The following is a 23,631-nucleotide window of genomic DNA, read 5'->3' as shown; positions in this document are numbered from 1 at the left end:
GCCCTGCTCAGCCCTGTTCAGCACCGCTCAGCCCTGCTCAGCCCTCCACGCTCAGCCCTGCTCAGCCCTCCACGGCGCCGAGCTGGGCCATCAGCCCGAGCAGGTCGTACTGCCACCACCCCTCGGCCATCTTCCCGTCGTCCCGGAAGCGGTGGATGACCGTCCCGGTCATCGTCACGTCCATGCCGGTGGGCTGGAGCCCCATGAAGTCGCCGGTGTGGCTTCCCTTCCAGGTCCAGCGGGTGCAGACCCGGTCGCCCTCGGCGATCTGGTCGTCGACGGTGAAGGCGAAGTCGAAGCCGCCCCGCCACATCTCCACCTCGCGCCGGACCGCGTCCATGCCGATGACGTCCTGCTCGTTGGTCGGATCATGGTCGTGGTACCCCTCGGCCAGCACCTCGTCGAGCAGCGCGAGCTCCGGCTCGGCGGCGATCATCTCAAGGAGCCGCCGCGCGTTGGCCTTGTACATCGCCTCGTCCCGGACCACGTCCAGGTCGGTGAAGGTCGGCATCTCGTCACAGAGCGCGACCATCTCCCGGAAGATCCGATCGGTCTCGGGGAGCTGCGAGTTCCGCATGGCCACGTCGTAGGAGGGGAACTCGACGATCTCCACGAGATGCGTGGAATCGGCCCGGTCCTTGCCCAGAACGCTGTGCGTGGCGGTCCGCTTGCCCTTGGTCTGCTCGATCCAACGGTCCATGAGCCGGCTCATGTCGTCGATCCGGCTGGTCTTGAAGTCGATGATCTGCGTGAACGTCATGACGCCTCCCGATCCCGACCCAGGTGGGACCCTTCCAGTCTAGGTTGGGCGCATGGAGCGGGCAGGGGGAGACCGGTCGGTCACGGTCGACAACGGCGAGGGAATCGTGGTGGTCGGCAGCCACAACCGGATCACGGTCGGGGCCGGGGAGGCGGTCCGCTCGGCCCACCGGGAACAGGTCCGCCGGATGGCCCCTCCGGAACTCATCGGCCGAAAGCGGGAGTTGGCCGAGCTGGCGGATTTCTGCCGGGCCGACTCCGGCCCGGCGTACGCGTATTGGCGTGCCGAGGCGTGGGCCGGGAAGACGGCGCTGATGGCGTGCTTCGCCCTCGACCCGCCGCAGGGCGTACGGATCGTCTCCTTCTTCGTCACCGCCCGCCTCGGCTCGCAGAACGACGTCGTCGCCTACACGGACGTCGTCCTGGAACAGCTCGCGGAACTGGCGGGCGAGGGCCTGCCGGCGTTGCTGACGGCCGCGACGCGAGAGGCCCACCTGTTCCGTCTGTACGCCTCCGCCGCCGCGGCGTGCACGGCGAGGGGCGAGCGACTGGTCCTCCTCGTCGACGGCCTGGACGAGGACCGGGGTATGACGGTGGGAGCGGACGCCCACTCGATCGCGAGCCTTCTGCCGTACGACCTCCGGGTGATCGTTGCCGGCCGCCCGAACCCGCCGCTCCCGGCCGACGTCCCCGAGGACCATCCGCTCCGGGACCCCGCGATCGTCCGGCTCCTCACCCCGTCCCCGTCCGCGCGGGCGATCCGCGTCGAGGCCGAGCGCGAGCTGAAGCGCCTCCTGGACACGGGCGGCCTCCCGTACGAGCTGCTCGCCCTGGTCACGGCGGCGGGCGGCGGTCTGACGGCCGATGACCTGACGGAGCTGACGGGCGCGGTGCCGTACCGGGTGAAGGACGTCCTGCGCACGGGCCCGGGCCGGACCTTCGCGGTACGGGGCGAAACGTACCTGCTCGCGCACGAGGAACTGGTCGCCGGAGCGCGGGAGATGCTGGGGGAGCGGGAGCTCGGCCGGTGGCGGTCGGTGCTGCACGCGTGGGCCGACGGCTGGCGGGAGCGCGGCTGGCCGGAGGGGACCCCGGACTACCTGCTGCACGGGTACGTGCCGATGCTGCGGGCGGAGGGGGACGTCGAGCGGCTGGTGGCCTGCGCCGGGGACGGGCGGCGCCATGAACGGCTGCTGGCCGCGACCGGGGGCGACGCGGCGGCGCTGGCCGAGATCGGGGCGGCGAAGGACGCGGTCCTGGGCCAGGCGGAGCGCGAGGACGCGGTGGTGTCCGCGCTGCGGCTCGCGACGGCCCGGGAGACGCTGCTGCGGGACAGCGGAAGCGTGCCGCTCGCCCTGCTCGCGGGCTGGGTGGCCATCGGACAGCCGGACCGTGCCGTGGCGCTCGCCCGGAGCATGGAGGGGCCCCGCGTCGTCGCAGGACTCTGCATGGTGGCGGAGAAGCTGCTGGACGCGGGGGCGCGGGAGCGTGCGGAGGAGCTCGCCGATGAGGCGGAGCCGCTGACGACGGGCTTTTCGGACCTCGTTCCTCCCGTCACGGGGGACGCCCTCCCCCTGCTGCTCATCCGGCTCGGCGCGCACGAGCGGGCCGAACGGCTGGTGAGGACGACCCACGCCCGCTCGGTCCTGCGCTCCCGCCGGGTACTGGTGGACCTCCTGCTCGCGGCGCGGGAGTACCGACGGGCCGTCGCCCTCGTGGAGCAGGAGTCGGACCCGAGCAGGCGTCCCGCCCTGCGGGCCGCGTTCGTGGAGGCCCTGGTCCGGGACGGTCGCGTCGACGAGGCGGTACGGGAGGCGTGGGCGCCGGAGAAGGAACTGGCCGTACGGGCGGTGGTGCTGCTCCGGGCCGCGGCCGCCCTGCGCGAAGCCGGCTACGAGGACGAGGCGGAGGGCGCTCAATGGGGGGCGGCGCTGGACAGGATGGGCATGGGGAGCAGCCGGACCGTCATATTCGGTGGGGAGCTGCTCGACGCCCTCCTCGCCGCCGGGCAGACCGAGGAGGCGCGCGCGGCCGGCGTCGGCGGAGAGGCCTTCTCGTACGCCACCGCACTGGTGAAGCACGGCCGGTTGGACGAGGCTCTGGAGGTCGCCGGGACCCTGGACGCCTACGGCAAGGACTTCGTGCACGGGCAGATCGCCCGCGAGCTGGCCCGGGCCGGTGACGTCGAGCGGGCCATGGCCCTGGCCCTGACCTCGGACACGCGCTCGTACGCGGACGATCCCTGGCCCGCCCTCGCCGAGGCCCTGCTGGCGCGTGGAGACCTGGACGCCGTCGCCGCGCTGTGCGGAAGGCTCGTGGAGAGCCCCGACGCGTCATCGAGATGGACCGGTCAGAGCGCCGGTGGCCTCCGGGTGCTCGGAGCCTTCCTGCGCCGGCTGCTCGCGGAGGGAGCGGTGGACCGGGCCCGCGCGGTGGTCAGGGGGATCGGGGAGAACACGGAGGCCCTCGCCGTATTCGCGGAGGCGCTGTACGAGGCGGGCCACGTCGCCGAGGCCCGGCGCCTGCTCGCGGCGGAGGAGCGGAGGGTGCGCGTGCCCGCGCGCCCGGCCCTGGTCGGGGATCTGGTGGCGCTCGCCCGGGCCCTGGCGGAGGCCGGGCGGCGCGACGAGGCGGTGGACCTGCTCCGGGCCGTGGAGAGCGAGCCGGGTCTGGTGCCGCGCGACGTCGCCTTCGCGGCGCTCGCGGCGGGGCGGCTGGAGTGGGCGGAGACGTTCGCCCGGGTGAACCCGTGGGCCGAGCACGAGCTGTGCTCCCGCCTCGTCGGGGTCTACGCGGCCGAGGGGGATTTCGACCGCACCCTGCGACTGGTCGAACATCCGGGCGCGATGGGGAGTCTTGCCCAGGAGGCGGCCGTGGCCTTCGCGGGCGTCGGTGCCCGGGAGCGGGCGGAGGAGCTGATGTCGCGCTCGCCCGAGGCGCCGAACGCCGCGGAGGTGTACGCGCGGATGGTGGTGGCCTGCGTACGGAAGGGGCGCCGCGAGGACGCCGAGCACTTCATGGCCGCCGCCCGCGCCAGGAAGCTCGACGGGCCCGCGGCGCTGGGTCTCCTGCGCGCCGGGTGCGCCCTGGAACCGCAGAACGCGGCTGCCTTGGGCGCCGAGAGTTTCGCCCGGTTCCCGTGGCAGAGGGACTCGCCCGTCGCGCTCGTCGTCATCGGCTCCCACGACGAGGTACTGGCTCGCTTCCGGGAGCGTCCGCACAGCTATCCGGGACGATGGTCCGTCACTGTGGTCACCGAGCTGCTGAGGTACTCCCGGTACGACCACGCCGCCGCGCTCCTCGACGGCATGCACCATGTCGGTCCGCCCTGCGGGGAGGCGTACGCGCTCCTGGCCCGCGCCGAGCCCGATCCCGTACGGGCCCGGCGCTGGGCCGTTCTCGCTCTGCGCCTGGGGGAGCGGCGGGTCGTGCTGCCGGCCGTGCTCACCGTGGCGCCCGAGGTGATTCCGCTCGTCCTCGACGAGGCCGACCGCCTACGCCGAGCGCTGGAGGTCTGAGGCCCGTACCTCCTCCGCGAACGGTTCCCCCCTCCCGTACCGCTCCACCTCCTCCAGCGCCCGGTCCGTCATCCGGTGCAGTTCGTTGCCGAGGGAGCCCGCCACATGCGGGGTGAGGAGGACGTTCGGGAGGGTGTAGAGCGGGGAGTCCGGGGGTGGGATCTCCGGGTCCGTGACGTCCAGGGTCGCGTGGAGGCGGCCCGAGGTCAGGTGGGGGAGGAGGGCCCGTTCGTCGATGAGGGAGCCCCGGGACGTGTTGATCAGGGTCGTTCCGTCGCGCATCGCCGCCAGCTGGGGCGCGCCGATCATATGGGCCGTGGACGGGAGTTGCGGCGCGTGGACCGAGACGACCGTGCTGCGGGCGCACAGTTCGTCGAGGTCGGTCACCAGTTCCACGCCGGGCGGCGGGACGTCGACGTACGGGTCGTAGAGGAGGATCTCGATGTCGAAGGGGCGCAGGAGCTCGATCACCCGGCGGCCGATGCGGGACGCGCCCACGATGCCTGCCGTGCGGCGGTAGTTGCCCCAGGTGGCGGACTCGGTGAGCCAGTCGTGGTCGGCGCGGAGTTCGGCGTACCGCTGGGCCGAGCCGAGGACCCGTTTCCCGGCGAAGAGGATCGCGGCGAGCGTGTACTCCGCGACCGGCAGCGCGTTGGCCGCGGCGGCCGAGGTGACGCGCAGGCCGCGGTCCCAGCAGGCCTCGGTGATGTGGTGCTTGACGGAGCCGGCCGCGTGGACCACCGCCCGCAGCCGGGGCGCCCGGTCCAGGACGTCGGCGGTCAGCGGGGTCGCTCCCCAGCAGGTGAGGAGGATCTCGGCCTCGGCGAGGGCGGTGGTGATCCGCGGGTCCCGGGACGTCAGGTCATGGGCGACCAGGTGCGGGTCCGTGCGGGTGAGCCTCGCGAGGCGGGTGCGGTGGGCTTCCGTGAGGAGGCGTTCGGCCACCCCCTCGCCCATCGCGAGCAGCAGCGCGGGGCGGTTGTCAGTGGTCGGGTGCATCGTTGTACCTGAGCTCCTCACTTGACGCTGCCGGCCGTCAGACCGGCCTTCCAGTGGCGCTGGAGGGAGACGAAGGCGACGACGAGGGGGACGACGGCGAGCAGGGATCCGGTGACGACGAGGGGGTAGAAGTCGGGTTCGGCGTGGGCGTTGCTGTTCCACGCGTACAGGCCGAGGCTCAGCGGGTAGAGCTTCTGGTCCGAGAGCATCACCAGGGGGAGGAAGAAGTTGTTCCAGACGGCGGTGAACTGGAAGAGGAAGACGGTCACGAAGCCGGGCATCACCATGCGCAGACCGATGGACCAGAAGACGCGCAGCTCGCCCGCCCCGTCGATACGGGCTGCCTCCAGGGCCTCGTCGGGGATGTAGCCGGCGCAGAAGACCCGGGACAGGTAGACGCCGAAGGGGTTGACGAGGACGGGGATGAGGACGGCCCAGTAGGTGTTGACGACGCCGACCTCGCTGGCGAGGAGGTACATCGGCAGGGCGAGTGCCGTGGTGGGGACGAGCACGCCCAGGAGCACGAGGCCGAAGAGCTTCTCCTTGCCCGGGAAGTCGTAGACGTGGAAGGCGTATCCGGCGGCGACGCTGACGAACGAGCAGGCGAGGGCGCCGAGTCCGGCGTAGAGCAGGCTGTTGGCGTACCAGTGGAAGTAGATGCCGTCGTTGTACTCGGCCAGCCGGGTGAGGTTGCCGCCCAGGTCGAAGCCCTCGAAGGAGAAGGCGTTTCCGGCGAGGAGGCCGCCGGCGTCCTTGGTGGCGGCGGTCAGCAGCCAGACCAGCGGGAAGAGCATGTAGACGACGGCGAGGACGAGGGCGCCGTTGACGGCCGCCTGGGAGAGCCAGACGGTGCCGGTGCGGGGTCGGCCGGTCATGCCGTGCGCTCCTTCCCGGCCTTGCGGCGGCCCGTCATCCGCGTCACCGCGAACGACAGCAGTGCCGCCGTCAGGGCGAGGAGTACGGACGCCGCCGCGGCGAGGCCGTAGTCGTTGCGGTCGAAGGCCGCGGTGTAGGCGTACATGTTCGGCGTCCAGGTGGAGGTGACGGCGGAGCCCGTGCCCTTGTTGAGGATCAGCGGCTCGGTGAAGAGCTGGAGGGAGCCGATGATCGTGAAGAGGGCGACCATGGCGAGCGAGGCCTTGACGAGCGGGACCTTGACGGAGAAGGCGATGCGCCAGGCGCCGGCCCCGTCGACGGTGGCCGCTTCGAGGACGGAGCGGTCGATGGCCTGGAGGGCCGCGTAGAAGATGACCATGTTGTAGCCGAGCCACTCCCACAGCGCGATGTTGACGACGGAGGGCAGGGCGCCCTCGGGGGAGAAGAAGTCGAAGCCGATGCCTCCGGCCTCCATGGCCTGGACGACCGGACTGAGCTGGGGCGTGTAGAGGTAGACCCAGATCAGCGCGGCGATGATGCCGGGGACGGCGTGCGGCAGGAAGAGCGCGAGCTGGAAGAAGCGGCGGGCGCGGGCGAGCGCCGAGTCGAGCAGGAGGGCGAGGCCGAGGGCCCCGGCGAGCAGCAGCGGGATGTAGAGCAGGCAGTAACCGAGCAGGACGCCGAAGCCCTCGCGGAAGGCCCGGTCACCCAGCGCCGCGGTGTAGTTGTCGAGGCCGGTGAAGACGGTCTCGGTGCCGCCGAAGCCCAGTCCGGACTGCTTCTCGGTGAAGAGGCTGAGCCAGACCGCGTAGCCGATCGGCACCACCATCACCGCGGTGAACAGCAGGAAGAAGGGGGTCAGCAGGATCGTGGCGGCGCGGGTGCGGGCCTTCATCCGTTCAGCCCTCGACCTTCAGGCCGCGCTTGGTGAGTTCGGCGACGGTGGCGTCGTGACCCGCCTTGACGGCGTCGGCGATGCCGGGGCCGCCCTGGGTGATCTTGCCGAAGTGGTCCTTGATGGTGGTGTTGGTGGTGCCGGTGGTGGGGCCCCAGGCCCAGTTCGGGCTGATGGAGGCACCCGCGGCCTCGAAGAGGGCGTAGATGTCCTGGCCGCCGTAGTAGCTCGCGTCGAAGGCCTTCTTGGCGACGGGCCGCAGCGCGGTGGCGGCAGGGAAGGCGGAGGAGGTGCCGGAGGCGATGCGGGCCTTGACTCCGGCCTCGGTGGTGGACATCCATTCGGCGAAGGTGACGGCCGCGGCCTTCTGCCTGCTGTCCTTGGTCACGGCGAAGGAGGTGCCGCCGAGCATGCCGCTGGCGGGCTTGCCGTCCCAGCTGGGCATCGGGGCGACGCCCCACTTGCCGTCCTGCTCGGGCAGGGTGCCCTTGAGGACGCCCGCGCCCCAGGAGGCGCCGAGGTAGCCGATGGTGGTGCCGTTCTTGAGTGAGCCGGTCCACTCGGGGCTGAAGGAGGCGTTCTTGTGGACGAGCCCGGCGTCGAGGAGGCCCTGCCAGTAGCCGGCGACCTTGGTGGTGGCCGCGTCGGTGGTGTCGATCTTCCAGGTGTCGTTCTCGGCCTTGAACCACTGGGCCCCGGCCTGCCAGGCCATCGCCTCGAAGGTGGTCGGGTCGTCGGGGAAGAACGTGCCGATACGGGCCTTGGCGTCGGCCTTCTTGACCTGCTCGGCGGCCTTCTTGAACTCGTCCCAGGTGGTGGGGACCTGGACCTTGTACTTGGCGAAGAGGTCCTTGCGGTAGAAGAAGGCCTGCGGGGCGGCGTCGAAGGGGACGGCCCAGGACTTGCCGCCGAGGGTGGTGAGTTCGACGGTCTGCGGGAGCAGCTTGGCGCGGTCGGCCTCGGTGAACTCGCCGCCGATGTCCTGGAGGGCGCCGGAGCTCACGAACTCGGGGAGCGAGGAGTACTCGATGGAGACGAGGTCGGGGGCGTTGCCTGCCTTCACGGCGTTGGAGATCTTGGCGTAGCCGCCGGCGGTGCCGGAGGGGATCTCCTCGAACTTCACCTGGATGTCGGTGTGGGAGGCGTTGAAGGCGTCGACGACGTCCTTGGAGCCCTTGGCCCAGCCCCAGAAGGTGATGGTCACGGGCCCGTTCGGCTTGTTCGCCGTACTGTTCGCTGTGTCGTCACCGCTGCCGCCGCAGGCCGTGAGAACGGCGAGGGCGGTGGCGGTGCCGGCTATGACACGGGACGTTCTGCTCCAACTACGGGTCACGGCACGACTCCTGAAGGGCGGCGGCGGGGAGGTTGTGGCCGTGATCCTGTGACCGTTCATGACCGAAGTCAAGAGCGAAAGATTGATTGATCGAAAAAAGATCAGATGTAGGTCGTTCGGAGCTCAGTCGTAACTCCGCCGGAACTCAGACCGAGGACGTCGTGCGCGCCCCGCACGAGTCCCGGACCCGCAGCCTCGGCAGCAGCCCCAGATGACGCCGGGCCGCGTCCTCGTCCGCGCCCTCCGTCAGCCGCTCCACCAGGAGTTCGGTGGCGTGCCGCCCCACCTGCCGCTTCGGCGGCGCGACCGCCGTCAGCGGGGTGTCGGCGAGCGCGGCGACCTCGTCGTCGTACGCGATCAGGGCCAGGTCCTGCGGCACCCGTACGCCCAGCTCGGCGAGGCGCTGCACGATCTCGATCGCGTCCACGTCGTTGTGCACCAGGGCCGCGCCCGCCAGGCCGGACGTGACCGCGTCGTGCAGCGCCCGTACCGCCCGCTCGAAGCCCTCCGGATCCGCCTCCGCCGGTACGGAGTCGATGACCGGGCGCGGCTCCGCCAGGCCCAGGGTGCCCAGCGCCTCGGCGTATCCGGCGCGCACCGCGAGCGCGGTCGGCGAGTCCCGGCGCGCCACGAGCAGCGGGGTCGCGTGGCCGAGGGCGAGCAGATGGCGCAGGGCGAGCAGGACGCCGTGGCCGTGGTCGGAGGCGACCCGGTCGAGTCCGTCCAGCGGGCTGCCGGGTTCGGCCCGGCGCTCCAGGAGCACGGTCGGCACGGGGAGTTCGGCCAGCCAGTCCCCGTAGGCGCGCCGGTCCTCGGGACCCCGCCAGCCGGGTGCGACGAGGACGCCCTCGGCGCCGGCCGCGAGCAGTCCCTCGGTGCGGGCCCGGTCCTCCTCCGGCCGGTAGTCCGAGACGCGCAGGACGAGCCGGGCGCCGGCGCGGGCGGCCGCCTCGTGCGCACCACGGATGACCTCGGCGAAGTAGTACGTGGCGGAGGGGGCGAGCAGGCCGAGGACCAGGCCCTCGCCGGTCCGGCCGCCGCCCGGGGCGCCCCGCCGCTCGGGCCAGGACACCTGGCCGTGCACCCGGTCGAGCAGGCCCCGGCCGGCCAGGAGTTCGACGTCCCGGCGGGCGGTGACGGGGGAGACCCCGAGCCGCTCGGCCAGTTCGGCGACGCGGGCGGTGCCGCGCTCGCGCACCAGGGCCAGCAGTCGGTCGTGTCGTTCGGCAGCACTCTCGCGCACGGCGCAGTTCCCCCTCGCGGTGGTGGTGGTCCCCAGACCTTAGATCACACACGGCCCCCGAATGATCGAACGGAAGAAATTTCGATCATTCGCTCCGATTCCCTTGACGTTCGATCGGAGCCTGTTCAGGATTCCCGGCGACAGCGGTCGTCACCGCAGGGACCCGGTGAGCGACAGCGAACGACAGGGAAGCCCCAGGGAGCCACAGGGAGCATCATGCCCACGCCGCCCGAGAATCGTGAGCTCAGCCCGTACACCGGCTGGACCCGTGCCCACTGGGAGGCCACGGCCGACCGACTCCTCCTGGCGGTACGCCCGTACGCCTCCCCGCTGCACGGACTGATCGACCTGCCCGGCCCCCGCCCCAGCTGGTCCGGAGCCCGCTCCGACGGCCTGGAGGGCTGGGCCCGCACCTTCCTCCTCGCCGCGCTCCGGGTCGCGGGCGCGCGGGGCGAGGACCCGCACGGGCATCTCGACCGGTACGCGGCGGGGCTCGCCGCCGGAACCGCGAAGCCGGGACGGGGCGACCGCGAGTCCTGGCCCGCGATGGCCGACACCCGCCAGGCGATCGTCGAGGCCGCCTCGGTCGCCCTCGGCCTCCGCCTCACCCGCCCCTGGCTCTGGGACCGGCTCGACGACCGCACCCGCGAACAGCTCGTCGACTGGCTCCGCCCCGCCCTCGCCCCGTCCCCCGTCGACAACAACTGGTGGCTCTTCGGCCTCACCGTCGCCGGCTTCCTCCAGGACGCCGGCGTCGACACCGACCGGGCCGCCGCCACCGTCGACCGCTCCCTCGCCCGCATCGAGGACTGGTACCTCGGCGACGGCTGGTACAGCGACGGCGACAACCGCGCCTTCGACCACTACAACGCCTGGGCCCTGCACTTCTACCCGGTCCTCCACGCCCACCTCGCCGGCGACCGGGAGCTCCTCGACCGGTACGGGCCCCGCCTGCGCGCCCATCTCGACGACTACGTCCACCTGTTCGACGCCAACGGCGCCCCGCTCCCGTACGGGCGCTCCCTGATCTACCGCTTCGCCGCGGCCGCCGCCCCCTGGCTCGGCACCCTCACCGGCCACACCCCGCTCACCCCGGGCGCCACCCGCCGCCTCGCCTCCGGCACCCTGCGGTACTTCCTCGACCGCGGCGCCACCGACCCGAACGGGCTCCTCACGCTCGGCTGGCACGGCCCGTACCCGCCCCTGGTCCAGGAGTACTCGGGCCCCGGCTCCCCCTACTGGGCGTCCAAGGGCTTCCTCGGCCTCCTCCTGCCCGCCGGTCATCCCGCCTGGACCGACCCCGAGGAACCCCTGCCGGCCGAACGGGCCGACACCGTCCGCCCCTTCGCCCCGGCCGGGCTGCTCGTCCAGACCACCGCCGCCGACGGACTCGTACGCCTCCACAACCACGGCAGCAACCATGTGCACAGCGCCGAGGCGGGCGAGGACGACCCCGGTTACGCCCGCCACGCGTACGCGACCCGTACGGGACCCACCACCGGGCCGGCCCCCGCCGACAACCACTTCGCGCTGCTCGTCGAAGGGAGGCCGACCACCCGGGGCCCCGCCGCACCCGCCGGCACCGGCCCCGGCTGGGCCGCCTCCCGGCACACCCCGTACCCCGGCGTCCGGGTCGTCTCCGCGACCCTCGCCCACGGCCGCGCCGAGGTCCGTGCCCACCTGGTCCTCGGCGCCCCGGAGGGGACACCCGTACGGCAGACCGGCTGGGCCACCACTCCTGGGGGGCCGCACGCCCAGCTCCACCCGGTCCACGGCTACCCGGCGGACCGCGAAGCCGTCGAACTCCCCACCGGGGAAACCCTTCAGGGCCCCGACAGCCGCACCCTCGCCCTGCACGGCGCCACGAACGGCCCGGCCACCCTCTTCGTCGCGCTCGCCTCACTCACCGCCGAGCCCGCCCCGGCCCCCGTCGCGGACCTCGCGACCGTCCGGACCACCGGCCACGCGCTCCACGTCACCTGGCAGGACGGCACCACCACGCGACTGGACCTCGACGCACGGGACGGGTGAGCGGGCCGGGGTGAACGTCCTACTTCGGCCCGTACTTCCTGCCCGCCTTGGAGGAGACCCCGCCGAGCAGCCCGCGCGGCGCCAGCTTCACCACACCCATGAGGGCCTTGTAGCGGGGATCGGGGATCGACAGCGACTTCCCCCGGTCCAGGTCCGCGAGCGCCGCCGTCACCAGCTTGTCCGCGTCGAGCCACATCCAGCCCGGGATGTTGTCCGTCCCCATCCCGGCCCGCTCGTGGAACTCGGTCCGTACGAAGCCGGGGCAGAGCGCCATCAGCCGTACGCCGCTGCCCGCCAGGTCCCGCGCCGCGCCCTGGGTGAACTGCACGACCCAGGCCTTCGACGCCCCGTACGTGCCGCGGGGCACGAAGGCCGCCACCGAGGCGACGTTGACCACGGAGCCCCGCCGGCGCTCCTTCATCGAGGCGGCGGCCGCCGAGGTCAGCCGCAGCACCGCCTCGCAGTGCACCGTGAGCATCTTCAGCTCGTCGGCCATGGACACCTCGAGGAAGCGGCCCTTGTTGCCGAAGCCGGCGTTGTTCACGAGCATGTCCACCGGCTGCTTCGGGTCCGAGAGCCGGGCCTCGACGGCGGCGATGCCCTTCTCCTCGGCGAGGTCCGCCGCGAGCACCTCGGCCTCGATGCCGTGGCGGTCGTGCAGCTCCGTCGCCTGCTCCCGGAGCCGCTTCATGTCCCGGGCCACGAGCACGACATCGTGGCCGTCCGCCGCGAGCCTCCGTGCGAAAGCGGCCCCGATGCCCGCGGTGGCGCCCGTAATCAGTGCAGTCGTCATACGGGCACGGTAATGCCCGTGGGCGGACGTTCTTGTCCGCGTACCGCCGACCCACGCCCCGGCCCACGCCCCGACCAGGCGCCGACCAGGCGCCGGCCGGGAGCCGACTACGCGCGCGCGTACTTCTCCGCGTACTGGCGTGCGAGCGCGAGGAGTCCGGACTCCATCCATTCGGCGGCGACCAACGTGCGGGGGAGCAGGGTGCGTTCGGTGGTCGCGGCGCGGTGGAGCAGCGCGACGGTGATGTCGTGGTCGGGCCGGTGGACGACCGTGATCGGGTCGCCGGCGCGGATCTCGCCCGGCACGATCACCCGCAGCAGCGCGCCCGGACCGGCCTCGGACTGCGTGAACCGCCTGACCCAGCCCTTCTCCTCCAGGAAGCCGGCGAACGTACGGCAGGGGATGCGGCCGCCGGTGACCTCCAGGACGACCTCCTCGCCGATCCGCCAGCGCTCGCCGATCAGGGCGCCGTTCACGTCGAGGCCGTCGGTCGTGAGGTTCTCGCCGAAGGATCCGTTGGCGAGCGGGCGGCCGAGCTCCCGCTCCCAACGGTCCAGGTCCTCGCGCGCGAAGGCGTACGCGGCCCGGTCGTTGCCGCCGTGGAAGCGCAGGTCGCAGACGGTGTCCCCGGCGAGCCCGCTCCTGCCGACGCCGGGCGCCCCGGGCGCCTCGATCCGGACCGGGCCCTCCACGGGGCGCTTGTCGATGGCGGTCAGGCCGGCCGCGGCCTCGGTGTAGTCCACGGCCTTGGCACGGCCCACATTCACACTCAGCAAGGTCATGTGGGCACTTTACGGGCACCCATCCTCTCCACCTCAAAGCTGAAGGATGGAAAGCGGCGCTTCACCCAAGATTCGCTTATGCTGGAGCGCATGATCGAGGCTCGTCATCTCCGCGTCCTGCGCGCCGTCGCCGCCACCGGCTCCTTCTCGGCCGCCGCGCGCGAACTGGGCTGCACCCAGCCCGCCGTCAGCCAGCAGATGAAGGCCCTCGAAGGCTCCGCCGGCACGCCGCTGCTGATCCGTACGGGCCGCGAGATGCGCCTCACCGAGGCCGGTGAGGTCCTGGTCCGCCACGCCTCCGGCATCCTCGCCGGGCTCACCGCCGCCGAGGAGGAGGTCGCCGCGATCGCCGGGCTCCGCGCCGGCCGGGTCCGGCTGGTCTCTTTCCCGAGCGGCAGCTCCACGCTCGTCCCCACCGCGCTCGCCGCGCTGCGGGCCGCGCACCCCGGCACCCGCGTCTCGCTCGTCGAGGCCGAACCGCCGCGCTCGATCGAGATGCTCCGCGAGGGCGACTGCGACGTGGCCCTCGCCTTCCGGTACGGCGCCGGTACGGCCGGCCGGCAGCCCGACGGGCAGGCGGAGTGGGACGACCTGGTCGTGCGCCCGATCCTGGCCGACCGTCTGGTGGGCCTGGTCCCCGAAGGGCACCGGCTCGCCGGGGCCGGGTCCGTGGGCATGGCCGAACTGGCCGAGGAGTCCTGGATCGCGGGCTGCCCGCGCTGCCGCCGTCAGCTCGTGGACGTGTGCGAGGAAGCGGGCTTCACCCCCCGTATCGACTTCGCCACCGACGACTATCCGGCCGTGGTGGGCCTGGTCGGCGCCGGGCTCGGCGTGGCCGTCCTGCCGGAGCTGGCCATCGAGTCCGTACGGCCCAGGGGGGCGCGGACCGTGGCCGTGGAGCCCGCAGTGGAGCGGGAGATCGTGGCCCTGACGCTGCCCGACCTGGCGCAGGTCCCGGCCGTCGCCGCCACGCTCGACGAGCTGACTCGGGCCGCCACGCGCGCGTAGGACGCCGCCATGCGTGCGTAGGACGCCACCTCGCGCGCGTAGGGCACCGCCTCGCGCGCGTGGGCGCGGCTCCGGTTGTCAGGTGCTCAGTTCGGTGACCAGTTCGGGTGCTTAACTGAGGAAACGTTCCTTCACATGCGCTCCACAATCGGCCGGCCTGCTGCCGACGCCGATGTCGTCATGGATGTCACGGAAGCCGTGGACGCGACCGACGCCGCCGTCGGCGCCGCTGTGATCAGGCGATTGCGCGCGCGTCCCATGAGCTCTTCGCGTTCGTCCTCGGTGAGGCCGCCCCATACGCCATAGGGCTCCCGCACGGCGAGTGCGTGTGCCGCGCACTCCGCGCGTACCGGGCACCGCATGCAGACCTCTTTCGCCGAGTTCTCACGCGCACTCCGTGCCGCGCCGCGCTCTCCCTCGGGGTGGAAGAACAGGGAGCTGTCGACGCCGCGGCAGGCCGCGAGCAGTTGCCAGTCCCACAGATCGGCGTTGGGTCCGGGAAGGCGGGAGAAATCTGCCATTGCGCTAGTCCCCTTGAAACCGTGTCGAACGGATAGGTGGGCGGGTGGATGGCTGATGGCCGGGGCTCCTGGGGCCCCGTCGGTCCGGGTCGGTACACCTACTGTCTAAGTAGATGTAAATATGACTCATTGCGAATCTAGCCACAGACACTGCGAAAAGGGAAGAAAACCCGCTAAATGGGGCAAGAGCTTTCGATGATGGGCAGATGGGCCGCGTCGCTCTCCTCCGCGCACGGCCCCTCACGTAGAGTGCCGAAGCGTGCCGTCCGACCCGTAACTCTTTCGAGTGACCGTCGTTGAGAGTGCGGAGGCGGTTGAAGGAACAAGCGATCGGGCAGGTGTCCGAGAGCGTCAATCGCACAGGTGACGATTACGTACAGCCCTGGAGGCTCAAGGTGACGCGCTACAGCTGCGAGAGCCACGGAGGTCAGGCATGACATCCGTTCTCGTCTGCGACGACTCCCCGCTTGCCCGAGAGGCGCTCCGCCGCGCGGTCGCGACCGTGCCCGGCGTCGAGCGCGTGACCACCGCGGCCAACGGCGAGGAAGTCCTCCGCCGCTGGGGCGCGGACCGCTCGGACCTGATTCTGATGGACGTACGCATGCCTGGTCTGGGCGGCGTGGAGACCGTCCGCCGGCTGCTCTCCGCGGACCCCGGCGCCCGCATCATCATGCTCACGGTCGCCGAGGACCTCGACGGCGTCGCCCTCGCGGTCGCCGCCGGCGCCCGCGGCTATCTGCACAAGGACGCCTCGCGCGCCGAACTGCGGGCCACCGTCACCCAGGCGCTGGCCGACCCGACCTGGCGGCTCGCCCCGCGCCGGCTCCGTTCGGCCGAGATGGGCGCCGCGCCCACCCTCACCGCGCGCGAGATCCAGGTGCTCGAGGGAATGAGCCACGGCCGGTCCAACGCGGAGATCGGGCGCGAGCTCTTCCTCTCCGAGGACACCGTCAAGACCCACGCCCGGCGTCTCTTCAAGAAGCTGGGCGCCTCCGACCGGGCGCACGCGGTCGCCCTCGGATTCCGTTGGGGCCTGGTCCGCTGAATCGCAGGTCACCGGCCATTTCCCCGTCCTCGCCCGCGTCCGTCGCGGGGTGGACGGGGCGGGCTTGTGTCACTTACCCGCGCGATGCCGCATCCTTGAGTTGTGGAGTTCCTCGGGGACGAGTCGATCGAGCGGGAGGGGAGGGCGCGGGAGATGAGTTCCGGCGCACCTGCTCATAACGCTTCGGTGCACAACTATGGACGCGGTGCCACGAACGCCGAGGCGTCGGGGCACCATGGAGCGATGCGCGACGACGAGACCGTGGGTTCCCCCATGCCTGCCGGGCAGGGGGAGATCGGCGCGCTCGTGCACCGCGCGGTCGACGGCGACGCCCAGGCGACGCACGACCTGCTCGCGAGGGTGCACCCGCTCGCTCTGCGGTACTGCCGCACCCGTCTCAGCCGTCTGCCGGGCGACGCCCGGCACTTCGTCGAGGACCTGGCCCAGGAGGTCTGCGTCGCCGTCCTGATGGCGCTGCCGCGCTACAAGGACACGGGCAGGCCGTTCGAGGCCTTCGTCTTCGCCATCGCCGGACACAAGGTCGCCGACCTCCAGCGGGCCGCCATGCGGCACCCGGGGTCCACGGCCGTCCCCTCCGACGAGATGCCCGAGCGGCCCGACGACTCCCTCGGCCCGGAGGAGCGCGCGCTCCTCAGCGACGACGCCGAGTGGGCCAAGAAGCTGCTCGCCAACCTCCCGGAGAACCAGCGCGAACTGCTCGTGCTCCGTGTCGCGGTCGGACTGACCGCCGAGGAGACCGGGCAGATGCTCGGCATGTCCCCCGGGGCCGTCCGGGTCGCGCAGCACCGTGCGCTCAGTCGGCTCAGGGCGCTTGCGGAGCAGTAGTCGGAGCAGTAGTCGGAGCAATGACCGGAGTAGTAGCCGGATCAGCAGTCAGGTGGCGGCAGTGGCCGGGCTGTAAGAGTCTCCGGGGGCTGTCGTCCCTTTCGTACACGTACGAATGTCCAAAGCTCGTGGCTGATCTTGATCGTGGAATGAGACACCGCTCCAGCCCGTTAGCATGGACATCCGCACCGATCAAGGCCATTGGGGAAGGTGTCATGACTGCAAACGTCGACGGAGTGCCCGAGAAATTCGCGACACTCGGGCTGACCTACGACGACGTGCTGTTGCTGCCGGGCGCGTCCGAGGTCCTCCCGAACGCGGTCGACACCTCGTCCCGCATCTCCCGCAACGTCCGCGTGAACATCCCGCTGCTCTCGGCGGCGATGGACAAGGTCACCGAGTCCCGCATGGCCATCGCCATGGCGCGGCAGGGCGGCGTGGGCGTGCTGCACCGCAACCTGTCCATCGAGGACCAGGTCAACCAGGTCGACCTCGTGAAGCGCTCCGAGTCCGGCATGGTGACCGACCCGATCACCGTGCACCCGGACGCGTCGCTGGCCGAGGCCGACGCGCTCTGCGCCAAGTTCCGCATCAGCGGCGTCCCCGTGACCGACCCGGCCGGCAAGCTCCTCGGCATCGTCACCAACCGCGACATGGCGTTCGAGTCGGACCGCAGCCGCCAGGTGCGCGAGGTCATGACCCCGATGCCGCTGGTCACCGGCAAGGTCGGCATCTCCGGCGTGGACGCCATGGAGCTGCTCCGCCGCCACAAGATCGAGAAGCTGCCGCTGGTCGACGAAGCGGGCATCCTCAAGGGCCTCATCACGGTCAAGGACTTCGTCAAGGCGGAGAAGTACCCGCACGCCGCGAAGGACAAGGAAGGCCGCCTGCTCGTCGGCGCGGCCGTCGGCGCCAGCCCCGAGGCGCTGGAGCGCGCCCAGGGCCTCGCCGAGGCCGGTGTCGACTTCCTGATCGTCGACACCTCCCACGGTCACAACAGCAACGCCCTCAACTGGATGGCGAAGATCAAGTCCAGCGTGGGCGTCGACGTCATCGGCGGCAACGTCGCGACGCGTGACGGCGCGCAGGCCCTGATCGACGCCGGTGTCGACGGCGTCAAGGTCGGCGTCGGCCCCGGCTCCATCTGCACCACGCGTGTGGTCGCCGGCATCGGTGTCCCGCAGGTCACCGCCATCTACGAGGCGGCGCTCGCCGCCCGCGCGGCCGGCGTCCCGGTCATCGGCGACGGCGGTCTGCAGTACTCCGGAGACATCGGCAAGGCGCTCGCCGCCGGTGCCGACACCGTCATGCTGGGCAGCCTGCTCGCCGGGTGCGAGGAGTCCCCGGGCGAGCTGCAGTTCATCAACGGCAAGCAGTTCAAGTCGTACCGCGGCATGGGCTCGCTCGGCGCGATGCAGTCCCGCGGCCAGGGCCGGTCCTACTCCAAGGACCGCTACTTCCAGGCCGAGGTCGCCTCGGACGACAAGCTCGTCCCCGAGGGCATCGAGGGCCAGGTGCCCTACCGCGGCCCCCTGGCCAACGTCCTGCACCAGCTCGTCGGCGGCCTGCGCCAGACCATGGGCTACGTGGGCGCGGCCACCATCGAGGAGATGGAGTCGAAGGGCCGCTTCGTCCGGATCACGTCCGCGGGCCTCAAGGAGAGCCACCCGCACGACATCCAGATGACGGTCGAGGCACCGAACTACAGCAGGAAGTAACACAGCGCGACGCGTGGGGGCGGTTCCGGCATGTGGCCGGAGCCGCCCCTCACGCTTGTGTCGGGGATACTGGTAGGCGCAGACGTAGAGGGAAAGGCCACACATCGTGACTGAGATCGAGATCGGGCGCGGCAAGCGCGGCCGCAGGGCGTACGCGTTCGACGACATCGCCGTCGTTCCGAGCCGGCGCACCCGGGACCCGAAGGAGGTCTCGATCGCCTGGCAGATCGACGCCTACCGCTTCGAGCTCCCCTTCCTGGCCGCCCCCATGGACTCGGTCGTGTCGCCGCAGACCGCCATCCGCATCGGTGAGCTGGGCGGGCTGGGCGTCCTGAACCTGGAGGGTCTCTGGACCCGGTACGAGGACCCGCAGCCGCTGCTCGACGAGATCGCCGAGCTGGACGAGGCGGCCGCGACCCGCCGTCTGCAGGAGATCTACGCGGCCCCGATCAAGGAAGAGCTGATCGGGCAGCGCATCAAGGAGGTGCGCGACTCCGGTGTCGTCACCGCCGCCGCGCTCTCCCCGCAGCGGACCGCGCAGTTCTCCAAGGCCGTCGTCGACGCCGGCGTGGACATCTTCGTCATCCGCGGCACCACGGTCTCGGCCGAGCACGTCTCGGGCGCGTCCGAGCCGCTGAACCTGAAGCAGTTCATCTACGAGCTCGACGTCCCGGTCATCGTCGGCGGCTGCGCCACGTACACCGCGGCCCTGCACCTGATGCGCACCGGCGCCGCGGGTGTCCTCGTCGGCTTCGGCGGCGGCGCGGCGCACACCACGCGCAACGTGCTCGGCATCCAGGTCCCGATGGCGACCGCGGTCGCCGACGTGGCCGCGGCCCGCCGCGACTACATGGACGAGTCCGGCGGCCGGTACGTGCACGTCATCGCCGACGGCGGTGTCGGCTGGTCCGGCGACCTGCCGAAGGCGATCGCCTGCGGCGCCGACGCGGTCATGATCGGCTCCCCGCTGGCCCGCGCCACGGACGCGCCCGGCAAGGGGCACCACTGGGGCATGGAGGCCGTCCACGAGGACGTGCCGCGCGGCAAGCTGGTCGACCTGGGCATCGTCGGCACCACCGAGGAGATCCTCGCGGGCCCGTCGCACACCCCGGACGGCTCGATGAACTTCTTCGGCGCCCTGCGCCGCGCGATGGCCACCACGGGCTACAGCGAGCTCAAGGAGTTCCAGCGCGTCGAGGTCACGGTCGCGGACTCCCAGCACAAGCGCTGACGTCTGTTCCGTCCGTACGAGGAGGGGCCCCGCACCACCCGGTGCGGGGCCCCTCCTCGTACCCGGGGGGCGCTGTCGTGTCACAGACCGAGGTACTGGCTCACGGCGTGCTCCACGACGGCGAGTTCGCTGTAGTCCAGGAAGTGCACCGGATCGCCGTGGATGAACCGGACGTCGATCGTGCGGATCTGGTCCACGAGAAGCCGGGTCGGCGTCCCCGCGATGTCGACCTCGGGCCGGAAGACGGATGGCTGGGCGCTCGTGGACGTGGGGACGATCGTGGCCACGCTCCACGGCATGGAGCTGGGGCTCAGGACGAGGCCGTATCGCTTGCCGCACTGCTCGTGCCCGCGTTTCGCGTCTCCGAGGTCGACTCGGTAGACAGCACCTCGGATCACCAGGCGTCCTCTTCCGAGGCCAGGTCCTCGTCCGCGAGGTGCTCGGCGTCCGCACGCGCCTGCGTGAGCCAGGCCTCGCGCTCCAGGAGGCGCAGGGCGCGGCGGATCACGTCGCTGGTGCCTTCGCCCTCGCGCATCGCGGTTCTGATGATGCGGTCGTCCTCTTCGGTGGGCCGGAACCCTATGGTCGTCGCCATACAACGAGGCTATCGCCGTGTTGCACATCCGTCCAACAAATGTTGCACAAGCCCGATGGGCGGCTCCGTCACAACCGGTGGGCCGTGCCCGTGGGGGTGGCGCCTCGGGTGTCGAGGAGGAGTTGGGCCTTCACCGCGAGCCCTTGGAGGTCGTACGTGCGGTGGTGCTGGAGGAGCACCGTCAGGTCGGCGTGGGCGGCGGCCTCGTAGAGGGAGTCCGCGCGGGGGACGGGGAGTTCGCGGACGCGCCAGTCGGGGACGTGCGGGTCGTGGTAGCTGACGGCCGCGCCCAGGTCCATCAGGCGTCGGGCGATCTCGTCGGCGGGGAGCCCTGGCGGTCCGGGAGGTCGGGCTTGTAGGTGATGCCGAGCAGCAGGATCCGGGCGCCGCGGGCCGACTTGCCGTGCTCGTTGAGGAGGGTGGCGGCGCGCTGGACGACGTACTGCGGCATGCGCTCGTTGACCTGGCCGGCGAGTTCGACGAGGCGGAGCGGGCGGTGGGCGCCGACGGTGTCGACGGGGACGCCGTGGCCGCCGACCCCGGGTCCCGGGCGGAAGGCCTGGAAGCCGAAGGGCTTGGTCTCGGCGCAGCGGATGACGTCCCAGAGGTCGACGCCGAGTTCGTGGCAGAGCACCGCCATCTCGTTGACCAGGGCGATGTTGACGTGCCGGAAGTTGGTCTCCAGGAGCTTGACCGTCTCCGCCTCGCGGGGGCCACGCGCGCGTACCACCTTGTCGGTGAGCCGGCCGTAGAAGGCGGCTGCCGCCTCGGTGCAGGCCGGGGTGAGGCCGCCGATGACCTTGGGGGTGCCGGCGAAGCCGTGCGTACGGCTGCCGGGGTCGAGGCGGCCGGGGGAGTACGCGAGGTGGAAGTCGCGTCCGGCGCGCAGGCCGGAGCCCGCTTCGAGGAGGTCGCGGAGCAGGCCCTCGGTGGTGCCCGGCGGGACCGGGGATTCGAGGAGCACGGTGGTGTGCGGGCGCAGCCGGGCGGCGAGCGCGCGGGCCGCGTCGGTGACGGCGGTGAGGTCGAGGGCGTGGTCGGGGCCCAGGGGGGTCGGCGCGCAGAGGACGGCGGTGCGGACCCGGCCGAGTTCGGCGGGGTTGGCGGTCGGCCGGAAGCCCCCGAGAGCATCCGGCGGATCTCCGGGACGGTGAGGGAGCCGTCGACCGGGGAGCGGCCGGCGGCGAGTTCGGCGACGGAGCGGGGATCGGTGTCGTAGCCGATGGTGTCGATGCCGGCGGCGGCGGCGGCCTGGGCCAGGGGGAGTCCGTGGTGGCCGAGGCCGATGACGGCGAGATCAGCGGGCATGGGGGTGGGCCGTCCTTCCCGATAGCCGGAGGGAACGCGACGCGCAAGCCCTGTGGACAGAACGGGTCGAGCGCAATGTCAGACTAGGCGTAAATATGACCGATATGCGGCATTGTGGGGTCGAAGGTCGCCGAGTGTTATCCACAGGTCGGTGGCGAGGCGGTGGCTGAAGTCGCCGGGGAGGGCCAGAATCGAGCTGTGAGCCGGACCACATGGCCCGGTTCGCGTGCTGGAACGACGGGGAACGACGGGGACGACGGGAGGCAAGCCGTGAGGACAGCGACACTGGGACCCGCCGAGCGCGCCGAGGCGCTCGCGGCCATGGCCGAGCGCGAGCTGGACGTGCTGGTGGTCGGCGCCGGAGTGGTCGGCGCCGGGACGGCCCTCGACGCCGTCACGAGAGGCCTCTCCACCGGCATCGTCGAGGCCCGCGACTGGGCCTCCGGCACCTCCAGCCGGTCCAGCAAGCTCATCCACGGCGGCCTGCGATACCTGGAGATGCTGGACTTCGCCCTGGTCCGGGAGGCACTCAAGGAGCGCGGACTGCTCCTGGAGCGGCTCGCACCCCACCTGGTGAAGCCGGTCCCCTTCCTCTACCCGCTCCAGCACCAGGGCTGGGAGCGGTTCTACGCGGGCTCCGGCGTCGCGCTGTACGACGCGATGTCCCCTCTCCCGGGCACGGCCGCGGCCTCCCCGTCCACCGGCACCTCTCCCGGCGGGGCGCACTGCGGGTCGCCCCCTGCCTCAAGAAGGACGCGCTCGTCGGCGCCCTCCAGTACTACGACGCCCAGATGGACGACGCCCGCTTCGTCACCACCCTCGTGCGCACCGCCGCGTCCTACGGCGCCCTGGCCGCGAGCCGGGCCCGCGTCATCGGCTTCCTGCGCGAGGGCGCGCGGGTCGTCGGCGCCCGCGTCCAGGACGTCGAGGCGGGCGTGGAGTACGAGATCCGGGCGAAGCAGATCGTCAACGCCACCGGGGTGTGGACCGACGACACCCAGGCCCTCATCGGCGAGCGCGGCCAGTTCCACGTCCGCGCCTCCAAGGGCATCCACCTCGTCGTCCCCAAGGACCGCATCCACTCGTCCACCGGGCTCATCCTGCGCACCGAGAAGTCCGTGCTGTTCGTGATCCCCTGGGGCCGGCACTGGATCGTCGGTACCACGGACACCGAATGGGACCTGGACAAGGCCCATCCCGCCGCGTCCAGCGCCGACATCGACTATCTGCTCGAACACGTGAACACCGTGCTCGCCGTCCCGCTCACCCGCGACGACGTCGAGGGCGTCTACGCGGGCCTGCGCCCCCTGCTCGCCGGCGAGTCGGACGCCACGAGCAAGCTCTCCCGCGAGCACACCGTCGCCCACCCGGTGCCCGGCTTGGTCGTGGTGGCCGGCGGCAAGTACACGACGTACCGCGTCATGGCCAAGGACGCCGTCGACGCGGCGGTGCACGGACTCGACCAGCGGGTCGCCCCCTGCGTCACCGAGGACATCCCGCTGCTCGGCGCCGAGGGCTATCGGGCCCTGTGGAACGCGCGGGCGAGGATCGCCGCGCGCACGGGCCTCCACGTCGTCCGGGTCGAGCATCTCCTCAACCGGTACGGCTCCCTGACGGAGCAGATCCTCGACCTCATCGCCGCGGACCCCACCCTCGCCGAACCGCTGCCGGCCGCCGACGACTACCTGCGCGCCGAGATCGTCTACGCCGCCTCCCACGAGGGCGCCCGGCATCTCGACGACGTCCTCACCCGCCGCACCAGAATCTCCATCGAGACCTTCGACCGGGGCACGCGAAGCGCCCGTGAGTGCGCGGAACTGATGGCGCCGGTCCTCGGCTGGGACGAGCACCAGATCGAGAAGGAGAAGCACTACGAGAAGCGGGTCGAGGCCGAGCGCGAGTCGCAGCGGCAGCCCGACGACCTGACGGCGGACGCCGCCCGGCTCGGGGCGCCGGACATCGTGCCGATCTGACAGGACGTCCGGTACGCGCGGGCCCCGCGGAAGAACTACCGGGTCGCCCACGGCGGGTGGGAACCTGGGGGGTGTGCTGCGGCGTCGTCATCCCGGAGTACGGACCCGGGGGCGCCACCCGTCCTGAGGTGAGGGACAATGGCCTCTCTTCCAGGGC

General features: G+C 71.9%; 18 protein-coding genes and 2 pseudogenes. 8 read left to right on the top strand and 12 right to left on the bottom strand.

Going from position 1 to position 23,631, the window contains the following annotated elements; all coding sequences use genetic code 11:
• Positions 1–61: 61 nt before the first annotated feature.
• On the bottom strand, positions 62–760 hold the full coding sequence (locus N5875_RS15575) for an ester cyclase (protein ID WP_318208720.1): 699 nt from the start codon (positions 758–760) through the stop codon (positions 62–64).
• Between the two features lie 52 nt (positions 761–812).
• On the opposite strand from N5875_RS15575, the gene N5875_RS15570 reads away from it, so the two are divergent.
• On the top strand, positions 813–4,277 hold the full coding sequence (locus N5875_RS15570; protein WP_338494385.1) for a hypothetical protein: 3,465 nt from the start codon (positions 813–815) through the stop codon (positions 4,275–4,277).
• Here the strand turns inward: N5875_RS15570 and N5875_RS15565 are convergent.
• The 5 genes from N5875_RS15565 to N5875_RS15545 form a co-directional block, all read right to left on the bottom strand.
• A complete protein-coding gene (locus tag N5875_RS15565) occupies positions 4,254–5,276 on the bottom strand; it encodes a hydroxyacid dehydrogenase (protein WP_338494384.1) in 1,023 nt (340 codons plus the stop codon). The genes N5875_RS15570 and N5875_RS15565 overlap by 24 nt on opposite strands.
• A gap of 17 nt (positions 5,277–5,293) precedes the next feature.
• On the bottom strand, positions 5,294–6,151 hold the full coding sequence (locus tag N5875_RS15560) for a carbohydrate ABC transporter permease (RefSeq protein WP_318208723.1): 858 nt from the start codon (positions 6,149–6,151) through the stop codon (positions 5,294–5,296).
• Positions 6,148–7,047, bottom strand: coding sequence for a sugar ABC transporter permease (locus N5875_RS15555; protein ID WP_266968427.1), 900 nt, complete (start codon positions 7,045–7,047; stop codon positions 6,148–6,150). The genes N5875_RS15560 and N5875_RS15555 overlap by 4 nt, the downstream gene beginning before the upstream one ends.
• A gap of 4 nt (positions 7,048–7,051) precedes the next feature.
• On the bottom strand, positions 7,052–8,380 hold the full coding sequence (locus tag N5875_RS15550; RefSeq protein ID WP_318208724.1) for a sugar ABC transporter substrate-binding protein: 1,329 nt from the start codon (positions 8,378–8,380) through the stop codon (positions 7,052–7,054).
• A gap of 145 nt (positions 8,381–8,525) precedes the next feature.
• Positions 8,526–9,623, bottom strand: a complete 1,098-nt coding sequence (locus N5875_RS15545; protein ID WP_338494381.1) for a substrate-binding domain-containing protein — start codon at positions 9,621–9,623, stop codon at positions 8,526–8,528.
• Positions 9,624–9,839: 216 nt separating this feature from the next.
• On the opposite strand from N5875_RS15545, the gene N5875_RS15540 reads away from it, so the two are divergent.
• Positions 9,840–11,654, top strand: a complete 1,815-nt coding sequence (locus tag N5875_RS15540; RefSeq protein WP_318208726.1) for a DUF2264 domain-containing protein — start codon at positions 9,840–9,842, stop codon at positions 11,652–11,654.
• A 19-nt stretch (positions 11,655–11,673) separates the two neighbouring features.
• Here the strand turns inward: N5875_RS15540 and N5875_RS15535 are convergent, their stop codons facing one another.
• Positions 11,674–12,447 (bottom strand): SDR family oxidoreductase, encoded by a 774-nt coding sequence (locus tag N5875_RS15535; RefSeq protein WP_187623396.1) that lies wholly within the window; start codon positions 12,445–12,447, stop codon positions 11,674–11,676.
• A gap of 107 nt (positions 12,448–12,554) precedes the next feature.
• Positions 12,555–13,229 carry an MOSC domain-containing protein gene (locus N5875_RS15530; RefSeq protein ID WP_338494378.1) on the bottom strand — a complete coding sequence of 225 codons (675 nt, stop codon included), beginning with the start codon at positions 13,227–13,229 and terminating at the stop codon, positions 12,555–12,557.
• Between the two features lie 90 nt (positions 13,230–13,319).
• Between N5875_RS15530 and N5875_RS15525 the strand changes: the two genes are divergently transcribed.
• Positions 13,320–14,237, top strand: coding sequence for a LysR family transcriptional regulator (locus N5875_RS15525; RefSeq protein WP_318208728.1), 918 nt, complete (start codon positions 13,320–13,322; stop codon positions 14,235–14,237).
• A gap of 131 nt (positions 14,238–14,368) precedes the next feature.
• Here N5875_RS15525 and N5875_RS15520 read toward each other — a convergent pair whose 3' ends face one another.
• On the bottom strand, positions 14,369–14,758 hold the full coding sequence (locus N5875_RS15520) for a WhiB family transcriptional regulator (RefSeq protein ID WP_318208729.1): 390 nt from the start codon (positions 14,756–14,758) through the stop codon (positions 14,369–14,371).
• A gap of 433 nt (positions 14,759–15,191) precedes the next feature.
• Between N5875_RS15520 and N5875_RS15515 the strand changes: the two genes are divergently transcribed.
• The 4 genes from N5875_RS15515 to N5875_RS15500 all read left to right on the top strand — a co-directional run bounded on the left by N5875_RS15515 (position 15,192) and on the right by N5875_RS15500 (position 19,598).
• Positions 15,192–15,803 (top strand): response regulator transcription factor, encoded by a 612-nt coding sequence (locus N5875_RS15515; protein ID WP_003948568.1) that lies wholly within the window; start codon positions 15,192–15,194, stop codon positions 15,801–15,803.
• Between the two features lie 243 nt (positions 15,804–16,046).
• Positions 16,047–16,649, top strand: a complete 603-nt coding sequence (locus N5875_RS15510) for a sigma-70 family RNA polymerase sigma factor (RefSeq protein ID WP_318208730.1) — start codon at positions 16,047–16,049, stop codon at positions 16,647–16,649.
• Positions 16,650–16,864: 215 nt separating this feature from the next.
• On the top strand, positions 16,865–18,367 hold the full coding sequence (gene guaB / locus N5875_RS15505) for an IMP dehydrogenase (RefSeq protein WP_318208731.1): 1,503 nt from the start codon (positions 16,865–16,867) through the stop codon (positions 18,365–18,367).
• 106 nt (positions 18,368–18,473) lie between these two features.
• Positions 18,474–19,598, top strand: coding sequence for a GuaB3 family IMP dehydrogenase-related protein (locus tag N5875_RS15500; RefSeq protein ID WP_318208732.1), 1,125 nt, complete (start codon positions 18,474–18,476; stop codon positions 19,596–19,598).
• Positions 19,599–19,678: 80 nt separating this feature from the next.
• Here N5875_RS15500 and N5875_RS15495 read toward each other — a convergent pair whose 3' ends face one another.
• The 3 genes and pseudogenes from N5875_RS15495 to N5875_RS15485 form a co-directional block, all read right to left on the bottom strand.
• Complete coding sequence (locus N5875_RS15495; RefSeq protein WP_318208733.1) at positions 19,679–19,996, bottom strand: type II toxin-antitoxin system PemK/MazF family toxin; 318 nt, start codon at positions 19,994–19,996, stop codon at positions 19,679–19,681.
• Positions 19,993–20,193 (bottom strand): hypothetical protein, encoded by a 201-nt coding sequence (locus N5875_RS15490; RefSeq protein WP_318208734.1) that lies wholly within the window; start codon positions 20,191–20,193, stop codon positions 19,993–19,995. The genes N5875_RS15495 and N5875_RS15490 overlap by 4 nt, the downstream gene beginning before the upstream one ends.
• Before the next feature lie 68 nt (positions 20,194–20,261).
• Positions 20,262–21,501 (bottom strand): annotated as a pseudogene (locus tag N5875_RS15485) (nucleotide sugar dehydrogenase).
• A 270-nt stretch (positions 21,502–21,771) separates the two neighbouring features.
• Here N5875_RS15485 and N5875_RS15480 point away from each other — a divergent pair.
• Positions 21,772–23,474, top strand: a pseudogene (locus N5875_RS15480) (glycerol-3-phosphate dehydrogenase/oxidase).
• Positions 23,475–23,631: the final 157 nt, after the last annotated feature.

Source organism: Streptomyces sp. SJL17-4, assembly GCF_036826855.1.
In the GTDB taxonomy this organism is placed as follows: Bacteria; Actinomycetota; Actinomycetes; order Streptomycetales; family Streptomycetaceae; genus Streptomyces.
The sequence above is the reverse complement of the archived record's forward strand: the minus strand, read 5'-3'. Positions and strand labels throughout refer to the sequence as shown.

Coding starts and splice junctions, on each gene's coding strand:
- N5875_RS15575 (WP_318208720.1), bottom strand. CDS start 760: ATGACGTTCACGCAGATCATCGACTTCAAGACCAGCCGGATCGACGAC.
- N5875_RS15570 (WP_338494385.1), top strand. CDS start 813: ATGGAGCGGGCAGGGGGAGACCGGTCGGTCACGGTCGACAACGGCGAG.
- N5875_RS15565 (WP_338494384.1), bottom strand. CDS start 5,276: ATGCACCCGACCACTGACAACCGCCCCGCGCTGCTGCTCGCGATGGGC.
- N5875_RS15560 (WP_318208723.1), bottom strand. CDS start 6,151: ATGACCGGCCGACCCCGCACCGGCACCGTCTGGCTCTCCCAGGCGGCC.
- N5875_RS15555 (WP_266968427.1), bottom strand. CDS start 7,047: ATGAAGGCCCGCACCCGCGCCGCCACGATCCTGCTGACCCCCTTCTTC.
- N5875_RS15540 (WP_318208726.1), top strand. CDS start 9,840: ATGCCCACGCCGCCCGAGAATCGTGAGCTCAGCCCGTACACCGGCTGG.
- N5875_RS15535 (WP_187623396.1), bottom strand. CDS start 12,447: ATGACGACTGCACTGATTACGGGCGCCACCGCGGGCATCGGGGCCGCT.
- N5875_RS15530 (WP_338494378.1), bottom strand. CDS start 13,229: ATGACCTTGCTGAGTGTGAATGTGGGCCGTGCCAAGGCCGTGGACTAC.
- N5875_RS15525 (WP_318208728.1), top strand. CDS start 13,320: ATGATCGAGGCTCGTCATCTCCGCGTCCTGCGCGCCGTCGCCGCCACC.
- N5875_RS15520 (WP_318208729.1), bottom strand. CDS start 14,758: ATGGCAGATTTCTCCCGCCTTCCCGGACCCAACGCCGATCTGTGGGAC.
- N5875_RS15515 (WP_003948568.1), top strand. CDS start 15,192: ATGACATCCGTTCTCGTCTGCGACGACTCCCCGCTTGCCCGAGAGGCG.
- N5875_RS15510 (WP_318208730.1), top strand. CDS start 16,047: ATGCGCGACGACGAGACCGTGGGTTCCCCCATGCCTGCCGGGCAGGGG.
- guaB (WP_318208731.1), top strand. CDS start 16,865: ATGACTGCAAACGTCGACGGAGTGCCCGAGAAATTCGCGACACTCGGG.
- N5875_RS15490 (WP_318208734.1), bottom strand. CDS start 20,193: ATGGCGACGACCATAGGGTTCCGGCCCACCGAAGAGGACGACCGCATC.